The 8,767-nt window shown below is 62.8% G+C and carries 7 protein-coding genes; 2 read left to right on the forward strand and 5 right to left on the reverse strand.

Annotated features, from left to right (window positions below; translation table 11 throughout):
* Positions 1-349 precede the first annotated feature (349 nt).
* Positions 350-1,513, reverse strand: a complete 1,164-nt coding sequence (locus tag GY937_13345; protein ID MCP5057691.1) for a Fic family protein — start codon at positions 1,511-1,513, stop codon at positions 350-352.
* 292 nt (positions 1,514-1,805) lie between these two features.
* On the opposite strand from GY937_13345, the gene GY937_13350 reads away from it, so the two are divergent.
* On the forward strand, positions 1,806-4,541 hold the full coding sequence (locus tag GY937_13350; GenBank protein MCP5057692.1) for a DEAD/DEAH box helicase: 2,736 nt from the start codon (positions 1,806-1,808) through the stop codon (positions 4,539-4,541).
* Between the two features lie 49 nt (positions 4,542-4,590).
* Positions 4,591-5,535, forward strand: a complete 945-nt coding sequence (locus GY937_13355) for a hypothetical protein (GenBank protein ID MCP5057693.1) — start codon at positions 4,591-4,593, stop codon at positions 5,533-5,535.
* Between the two features lie 701 nt (positions 5,536-6,236).
* On the opposite strand, the gene GY937_13360 is transcribed toward GY937_13355, so the two are convergent.
* The 4 genes from GY937_13360 to GY937_13375 form a co-directional block, all read right to left on the reverse strand.
* Positions 6,237-6,422, reverse strand: a complete 186-nt coding sequence (locus tag GY937_13360; protein ID MCP5057694.1) for a hypothetical protein — start codon at positions 6,420-6,422, stop codon at positions 6,237-6,239.
* Positions 6,423-6,460: 38 nt separating this feature from the next.
* The gene (locus GY937_13365; GenBank protein ID MCP5057695.1) at positions 6,461-7,363 is read right to left on the reverse strand and encodes a hypothetical protein; all 903 of its coding nucleotides are present in this window, start codon (positions 7,361-7,363) and stop codon (positions 6,461-6,463) included.
* A gap of 573 nt (positions 7,364-7,936) precedes the next feature.
* On the reverse strand, positions 7,937-8,386 hold the full coding sequence (locus GY937_13370; GenBank protein MCP5057696.1) for a phage integrase family protein: 450 nt from the start codon (positions 8,384-8,386) through the stop codon (positions 7,937-7,939).
* Positions 8,346-8,606: a DUF3124 domain-containing protein gene (locus GY937_13375; protein ID MCP5057697.1), complete on the reverse strand. Its 261-nt coding sequence runs from the start codon at positions 8,604-8,606 to the stop codon at positions 8,346-8,348. The genes GY937_13370 and GY937_13375 overlap by 41 nt, the downstream gene beginning before the upstream one ends.
* Positions 8,607-8,767 lie beyond the last annotated feature (161 nt).

Genomic DNA, 8,767 nt, shown 5'->3' on the forward strand with positions numbered 1-8,767 from the left:
GGCCTCAGGGGCGCGCCGAGCTGCGGATCGCTGCCGAGGCCTCCACCCGCCAACGATTCAATCGGGCCATCGAACAACTCGCCGCCTGACCCGGACCGATACCCTCAGGGGCCCGGATCCAATGACGGATTGGGGCTAGTTTTGGCATCGATCTCGAGCTTCCCGAACTGGGGCTTCACCGGCAGATCAAGTCAAAGGACTTCCACCTCCTCCAGCCAAAAATTGAGAGTGCACTGGAGGCATGGGGCAAGAAATACGCCCGGCACCTCGATACGGAGCACAGGGAAGCCCAGGCGGAGACCGTTGACGAACTCAACGCTGGAGCAAGCGCATCGGCCAAACTCGACACTCACGGCAGTTCGGTCCCCTCGTTCAGGATGTCGAGGTAGCGGTCATAGACGAAGAGCCGGTTCCGCCGCTTTCCGGTCAACTCACGCGCAATACCGAGGCTCTCGAGCAGATCCATCCCGGACGATGCGGCCGGGAAGGAGAGCCCCGTCGCGTCGCAGACCGCAGACAGGGAAACGATCGGCCGCGTCTTGAGTGCCTCGTGGACACGCAGCGCCGAGCCGGCCCGCCGCCCTGCCGGCTCGATCTGACTCCGGTCGGCCTGAAACATCACCCCCAGCTGCTGCGCGGTCGACACTGCGCCTTCCGCAGTTTCGCGCACACCTTCCAGAAAGAACGCCAACCAGGCCTCCCAGTCTCCTTCACGACGGACCTGGTCCAGGAGCGCGTAGTAGGTGGCCCGGTTCTGTTTGAGATAGAGGCTCAGGTAGAGGAGCGGCTCGTGCAGGACGCCTGCTTGGCAGAGAAGAAACGTGATCAAGAGCCGGCCGACGCGGCCATTGCCGTCGAGGAATGGGTGGATCGTTTCGAACTGTACGTGGGTGAGCCCGGCGCGAATCAGCACCGGGAGGCCATCGTCCTCGGCGTGCAGGAAGCGCTCGAGCGCGGACATGCAGTCGGGAATCGCGGTGTGAGGCGGAGGCACGAAGACGGCGTTGCCGGGGCGGCTCCCACCGAGCCAGTTCTGCGAGCGGCGGAACTCGCCAGGATCCTTATTGCTGCCCCTGCCGCCTGCGAGGAGCACGCCATGGATCTCTCGGATCAGGCGGTTCGACAGCGGGAATCCCTCGCGTAGCCTCGCGAGCCCATGGTCGAGGGCCGCGACGTAGTTCGAAACCTCGACCACGTCGTCAAGAGGAACGCCTGGTGCCTCGTCCAGCTCGAAGAGAAGAAGGTCCGAGAGCGACGACTGGGTCCCCTCGATCTGGGAAGAGAGCACAGCCTCCTTGCGGACGTAGGCGTAAAGGAAGAGGGTCGTGTCCGGCAGCAGCGTCGACACGGCGTCCAGCCGGCCCAAGGCGAGGACGGCAGCCTCGAGAGCGCGCTCCAGTCCACCCTCAGACGCCAGAGGAGGGACCGGCGGCAGGGGGGTGGGGATGAAGGCCCGTACCGATTCCCCGCCGGCCGGGGTCACCTCGTACCTTCCCGTTTCTCCTCGTCTCATGCCCAGGGCTCCCCCCGCTCAGCAAGGCTTAATAGCGAGTGCACCTATTCAGAGTTAGATCTAAAGTTTAAACAACAAGGTCCCCGGAGGGCAAGGGTCTTACCTCTTCCGAGGCGTCCAGGAAAGGATGAATCTCCTCGAACCGGTTCTGCTACTAAGCGATCCTCCAAGAGCGACTGACCCCTCGGGGGTAGCCAATGAGACGAATGAAACCAAGGAAGCCAGGACATGGTTGGTGTCTGAGGTGAGCGGTCAGAGTGCAATGAGTCCCGTTCCTGTTGGAGGAAGTGGGATGTTCTCTGGGCAGCGCGAAGGCGCGCTCAGCTGCAGCCTCACTCCACGCGGCCAGATCCGCCTGCTCGACACCCCGACCGAGGCTGAGGGCAGGCGATCCGGGCCGGTCGAGGAACGCATCCGCGCAGCATTCTCCGAGGGCCGAGGCCATGGCGTGCTCCATCTCGGTGCGGCCGAGCTGGGCACGGAACTCGACCCGACGCTCGGCTTCTGGCGCGACGTGGGTCAGCAGTTTGTCAGCAGCGTTTGCGGCGCACTCGATCCAGTGGATCCGCACTCGTTCGTTCTTCCCGAAGCCGACCCGGAGGCGTTCGGCAAGTTGGCGGCTGCCGTGCCTCTGATGTCCGGGGCGGAGCTGGTTTCCGGCGAGCTGCTGGCTGCGGTCTGGGCCGACATGGGCGACGTCCTCGCCGCCGAAGCGCGGAAGCGAGCGAAGGGGATCCAGGGCTATCTCGAGGCGCACGATTCGATCTGGAACGTGATGGGCCGGGTCTGTTTCCACCTGGCTGAGAACAAACGCGACCCGAGCCATCCCTTTGCGTTCATTGCGACCTACGCCCGCCAGCTCTCGAAGCGGGCCAAGCTGCAATACGTTCCGCTGGGCCGCGCTCTTGAAGAGTATGCCGGCGCCAGGAACCAGAAGAAGCTGCTTGCGCTGTTGGCACCGCTGCAACGTGCGGCCGAGCGCAGCGAACTGATTCGCAAGCTGGTGGACTCCGGTGATGTCTATCACCCGCTCGTGTGGACGACGAAGCAGGCGCATTCCTTTCTCTGCGAGGTCGATCGTTTCGAGCAGGCCGGCGTGGTCGTCCGCCTGCCCGATTGGTGGAGTGCGAAGAACCGTACGCGACCCGTGGTCTCGGTCACGGTCGGTGGCCGCGCTCCTTCGCGGCTCGGCATGGATGCGATGCTCGATTTCGATGTCGCTCTCACGCTAGGCGGCAAGCGGATGACGAAGCAGGAAATCGCCGCGCTGCTCGCATCGACCGAAGGGCTCGTGCTGATCAAGGGCCGATGGGTCGAGGTCGATAAGGACCGACTGGGCCAGGTGCTGGACCAATGGCGCGACGTCCAGGCCCAGGCGGAAGCCGGTGGCGTGAGCTTTGCGCAGGCGATGCGCATGCTGGCCGGCACGGATCTCGCCGAGGCACAGGCCGAAGGAATCTCGGACAGCGTCCTGTGGTCCGAAGTCGTCGCCGGAAAATGGCTTGCCTCCAAGCTCGACGCGTTGCGCTCCCCTGAGGTTCGCACCGCGATCGAAAAGGGCGCGGGCATCAAAGGCGAGCTTCGTCCCTACCAGAAGGTCGGTGTCCAGTGGCTGTGGAGTCTGCATGGTTTGCAGCTCGGTGGCTGTCTCGCCGACGACATGGGCCTCGGAAAGACGATCCAGGTGATCGCGCTTCTCTCCATGCTGCGCCGCAAGAAGAGCGCCAGGAAAGTGCCGGCTGAGGGTGCGGATCTTCTGGTCGTGCCCGCCTCGCTGATCGACAACTGGCGGGAGGAGATCGCACGCTTCGCGCCCGGGCTCCGCGTCCTGGTCGCGCATCCGTCGCGGATTCCGACGCGCGATCTCGCACGGTTCCCGCCCCGCGAGGTGGATGACCACGACGCCGTCATTACTACCTACGGCACGCTCATGCGCACGCGCTGGATGAAGGATCATCGCTGGCGCTGCGTCGTTCTCGATGAGGCCCAGGTCATCAAGAACCCGAGCGCCAAGCAGACGCGTGCAGTCAAGGCGCTGCAAGCCGAGTGGAGGCTGGCTCTCACGGGCACGCCGGTCGAGAACAAGGTCGGGGACCTCTGGTCGATCTTCGACTTCCTGAACCCGGGGCTACTGGGCTCGGCCAAAGCATTTTCCGCAGCATGCAAGGCGATGGAGTCGCAAGAGCACAACGCGTACGAACCGCTTCGGAAGCTGGTCCAGCCCTACATCCTTCGGCGCCTGAAAACCGACCGGAGCGTGATCTCCGACCTTCCGGCCAAGACCGAGGTCACCGCGCATTGCCTGCTCGAAAAACCGCAGGCGGCTCTCTACCAGAAAGCTGTCCGCGAGCTTGCTCGGGCTCTCGAAGAGCGATCGGGGATCGAGCGGCGCGGTGTCGTGTTGGCCTTCCTGACCCGCTTCAAGCAGATCTGCAATCATCCTTCCCAGTGGCTCGGTGACGGCGAGTACCAGGCTGGGGACAGCGGCAAGTTCGCGCGTCTGCGGGAGCTATGCGAGCCGATCGCGGCGCGGCAGCAGCAACTCCTCGCGTTCACACAGTATCGAGAGATGACGGGCCCGCTGGCGAGTTTCCTGGCCGGGATCTTTGGCAAGCCGGGCCTCGTATTGCATGGCGGCACTGCGGTCAAGAAGCGACAGGGGATGGTCAAGGTGTTCCAGGAAAGCGAGGACGCGCCGTTCATGGTTCTCTCACTCAAGGCGGGGGGGACCGGCCTCAACCTCACGGCGGCCTCCCACGTCGTCCACTTCGATCGCTGGTGGAACCCCGCTGTCGAAAACCAGGCGACGGATCGTGCCTTTCGCATCGGGCAGCGCAAGAACGTGCTCGTCCAGAAATTCGTGTGCAAGGGAACGATCGAAGAGCGCATCGATGAGCTCATTGCCAGCAAGCAACAGCTCTCCGACGCGCTTCTCTCGGGCGGTGTCGAATCCCAGCTGACCGAGATGAGTGACGCCGAGCTTCTTTCATTCGTGTCGTTGGACTTGCAGAGCGCGGTCTCGTCGTGATCTTCCCCACCGGAAATTCCATCCGAGGCAAGCGCGTGAGGTACGATTCGTGAGCCGCTACGACTGGCGTCCGTATGTCCCCGTCGCGCAGCGTCGCCAGCAGGCCGCAAAGAAGATCGCGAAGTTGCGCAAGGCGGGTCGCAGCGTCGCACCCGTCGAGATCGAGGGCCGCAAGATCGCCAGGACCTTCTGGGGTAGCGCCTGGTGCGACAACCTCGAGGCCTACAGCGACTACGCAAACCGTCTGCCGCGGGGCCGGACCTACATCCGCAACGGGTCGGTGATCGATCTGCAAATTGCGAAAGGCCGGATCTCCGCACTGGTGAGCGGGACCGACTTCTACGAGGTCGAGCTCCGGGTGAAGCGGCTCCCCGCGCAGAAGTGGAAGCACATCCGCTCGCAATGCACAGGCGGGATCGACTCGGTGGTCGAGCTCTTGCAAGGCCGGATCTCCGATGCTGTGATGGGCACCGTCACCCGAGCCGGAGAAGGGCTGTTCCCGGCGCCGAAAGAGATCTCCTTCGATTGTTCCTGTCCCGACTGGGCAACGATGTGCAAACACGTCGCGGCCGCACTCTACGGCGTGGGGGCTCGGCTCGACCATGCACCGGAGATGTTGTTCGAGCTGCGCGGCGTGGATCCGGTGGAGATGGTGGGTGACGCAGTCGGCCAGGCCGGAACGAAGCGCAAGGCGGCCCGAGGGCGGACCCTCGCGCAGGAGGACCTGTCGTCCGTATTCGGTGTGGACATCGAGGGAGCGCCAAAGTCTGCACGGCGTCGCGGAGCGAAGGCCGGCAAGAAGGTCGCGAAGAAGAAGCCGAAGAAGACGGCGGCCGCGAAGAAGAAGGCCACGAAGACGACGAAAGCGGCGAAGAAGAAGGTCGCGAAGAAAAGGGTCACGAAGAAGAAGCCTGCGGTCACGCGCAAGAAGGCTACGACCCCGCGGAGGAAGGCGGCAGCTTCGAAGATGCGCTCTTCGAAGCGGAAATCCTGAATGCCTTCGTGGTCGCATAGCTCACTGCTCCCCGCGTAGCACAGCTTCGGACACTCCGAGTCAGGGAACGATTCGATGGCCAAGCCCACATCCCACAAATGGCAGTTCCGCGCGCGCTTTCGACGAGGTGCCTTTGGTTGGAAATCCCAGCCCGCGATCCAACGCGTGAAGGAAGCGATCGCCGAGTGGAGCGGCTCGTGCAGGACGCCTGCTTGGCAGAGAACCTCGGTGATCACGTATGGCCGGTTTTGGGTGTTCACCGAGGTCTCCCGCTGGTAGCGGGTTGGTTTGCCCAGTCTGTTCATTTGTATCGGAAGATCTGGCTGGTCTCGAGGAACAATCTTGACTCTCGAGTTCTCTGGAGAAGCGTATGCGGCGCAAGCATCGACGTTCTTCTCGTTTCCGCCGCTGCGATGTAGACCCACCGCTTGACAAGCCAGAAGGAGGCGGCATGCGGGTGCAGGCGAACGGCAAGGTGAAGCGGTGGAGCGAGGAGTGGCAGGAGATCCTCGATCGGTTTGAGGCGAGCGGGATCTCGCAGCGGGAGTTCTGCTGGAAGGAAGGTCTTCCCTGGGGGAGTTGCCCGAAGTGGGAGAAGCGCTTGGATGGGAGCGAGTCCCCGCTGGAAAGGGAAACGAGTCGATATTCGTTCTCGGGAAGCCGCAAGTGGCCAACCACGTCCGAGGTTCCCGCTTGCGGAGCTACTCCGAAACTCCCCCATCCTCTGCGCTGCGGAGGAGCTGGCTCACGTGGTTCGCAAATTCCAAGGGAAGCTTCTCGATGCCGATCTCGCGCTCAGCCATCTGGCCCGCGATCTCGGTGGCGTCCGATCTCTGCATGTCCAGGTCCCGAGGTCCTAGAACGAAGATCTTTGAAATCCAGTCCACGAAGCATACCTCCACCTGAGAGAGGGTCTTGGGTCAGCCTAGCTCGATTTTCGATCAGAGCCGCGAGCGACCGTCGTAGAGATCGCGTTCGCGACAAGATCAGCAACAAATCTCATGGAGTCAATATCCACAACGGAAAACGCGTTCTTGTGGCGCGATGCAACGTACAGCAGGCCAATCAGTTGTTCCTCGGTTCCGGACCATGCATTGAGGGGTGCAACCATCAGCGAGGCGACCTCATCCGGAAATCGTCTCTCGTTCTCCGTTTCCATGAGGGCGTCGATCTTGACTGCCTCGTCGATGTCGTTGTAGATAAGCACCCCCTTGGAGTGCTGCTTCTCCGCTAGGTACGCGCAGATCCCTTCGTTGGCGGGAATGGGCTCGGAGGTAGCTTCACGTGCCGGATTGAAGTTCTTCGACCGGCCAACAGTCACGTACTCGACATCTCCTTCACCTGTAGCTGATGCCAACCGGATCGCTGTGGCGATCCGTTGATCGAGAAGAAGCTCTTGGAAGTAGGATTCCGTCCTGTCGCATAAGCCAACAATGAACTCCCTGAAGGCCTTCGCCGCATGGTATTCCGATGGTTCAGGGTTCTCTTCTGTAGCTCGGCAGATCGAGGTGAACTCATCCCGGACGTAGTGGGTTAGCTCGTGGAGTCGCCTCTTGATCGCGAGGGAGCGCTGCGTTCTACGGCGGTTGTAGATCAGAAGCGCCACAGCGACGGCACCCCCGGCAGAGGCCCACGCGGCCGCTGCCAAGGGCAGCTGAGGCAAAGTGTTGTTCAACAGGCTGAGGGCGAGACTCGTCCACCAAGGTACGCCCATCGTCAGGAGCCCTGTGAGGCCAATGCCTCGCCACCGACTGAAGAAGCCCTTCACGCCAAGCTGCCAGGCGTCATACCCTTCCACAAAATGCTCAACAGCTCCGCGTTTCGGCATAGCTCAGCGCGTCTCCCGGGATTCAAGATAGCAGTGCTTGGTTGCCGCTTGCTCGAGTCCCTTGAGTCGAGCTTCGTGCGCAATGCGTCGGCCGCTCGCAGCCGCCCCTCTCTCCGCGGGTGTTAGCCTCTCGGCTGGTTTCGGCCTGGTTGGGCCCCTGGAGCCCTCGGCTCAGGTATTCTCCGCGGGCTCCGCCGCCGGCCTCGCGCTTTTCGACGTAGAGCAGCCTGCACTCATTGGCGGGAAGGAGCGCGGCAGATCAAGCAGCCTTCGTTAGAGCTTCAGTCGCTCATGTTCGCACCGACTTCGCCTCCGGCAAAACCGGCCGTTCAGAGAGCGAGAGGACTGGCCGGGGGGACGCAAACTGGTCGTCCGGAGAGGGAAACGCAGCGGCCGTTGAGGGAGCGATCTCGTTGATTCAGTGAGGAAGCTGGCCGTACTCGCGGGAACCATTGGTCGGCAGCTTGTCGGTGGCGTCGATTCGCACGCGCAACTGCCTGAAATCACTACTCCTTCTTCCTCTTCGCCCTGGTTCGAATCCAGGAGGGCCCACGCTTAACGTCGCGATCTTGCTCAGGTTGTGTTCCGGAATCCTTGTCGCCAAGATGCATTCGGCAACTGTTCCTCCGAATCGCGAGCGGCGGCTTCCGTTTCCACCTCAGCAGGCGCGCGAAGCACCTGCAGGAGCGCGTTGTCGGCCATGCGGGCGTAGCGGCGGGTGGATTGGATCGACGCATGACCGAGGAATCTCTGAAGGGCGCGCTCGGGAACGCCACGACGAATCGCGTCGGTCGCCATCGAGTGCTTCGTACCCTCGTAGAGTCCGATGGGCGGAAGACCGGCGTCTTTCACGGCTCGTCCCCAGACGCGCAGCAGCGCCTTCATCGGCCACGGGTTTCCCGTGCGCGGACTAGGGAAGAGGGGGGCCTGCTGGAGTCGCGCCTTAGGATCCACGTGTCGCTCGATCCAGTCGCGCACACCCTCACTCACCGGGACGCGCTTCGACTTGCGCGTCTTCGTCATCCGGGTCGCCCGCCTCTTCGATCACCCACGCGCGGCCGACGAACGAGATCGCGCGGCCAGCTTGGCCTCCGATCATCAGCGTCTCCAGAACGGGCGCGTTCACGGTCTCATTCGCCTTCCATCGAACGATGAAGCTCGGGCTCTGCCCTCCGGTCGTGTCGGACTCCCCCAAAAAGAAATCCATCGACGCCAGCGGACCGACCGCGATGGGCTCCTTCACATGGTGGCGGAGGTGCTTTCCCCTAGCCCGAATAATTCATGAAGAAGTCGCGTTCCTGAATTGAAGAAGGCCCCAGTTGCGGTAGAAACGTGTTGCGACACGCGTTTCCCCTCAACAAGGGCCCCTTCATGAAGCCGGATACTACCGCACAGACTGTCACC

The sequence above is a fragment of the bacterium genome, assembly GCA_024228115.1.
Taxonomy (GTDB): Bacteria; Myxococcota_A; UBA9160; order UBA9160; family UBA6930.

Bases quoted from the DNA above. Each gene is read 5' to 3' on its own strand.
- GY937_13345 (MCP5057691.1), bottom strand. From the start codon at position 1,513: ATGAGACGAGGAGAAACGGGAAGGTACGAGGTGACCCCGGCCGGCGGG.
- GY937_13350 (MCP5057692.1), top strand. From the start codon at position 1,806: ATGTTCTCTGGGCAGCGCGAAGGCGCGCTCAGCTGCAGCCTCACTCCA.
- GY937_13365 (MCP5057695.1), bottom strand. From the start codon at position 7,363: ATGCCGAAACGCGGAGCTGTTGAGCATTTTGTGGAAGGGTATGACGCC.
- GY937_13370 (MCP5057696.1), bottom strand. From the start codon at position 8,386: ATGACGAAGACGCGCAAGTCGAAGCGCGTCCCGGTGAGTGAGGGTGTG.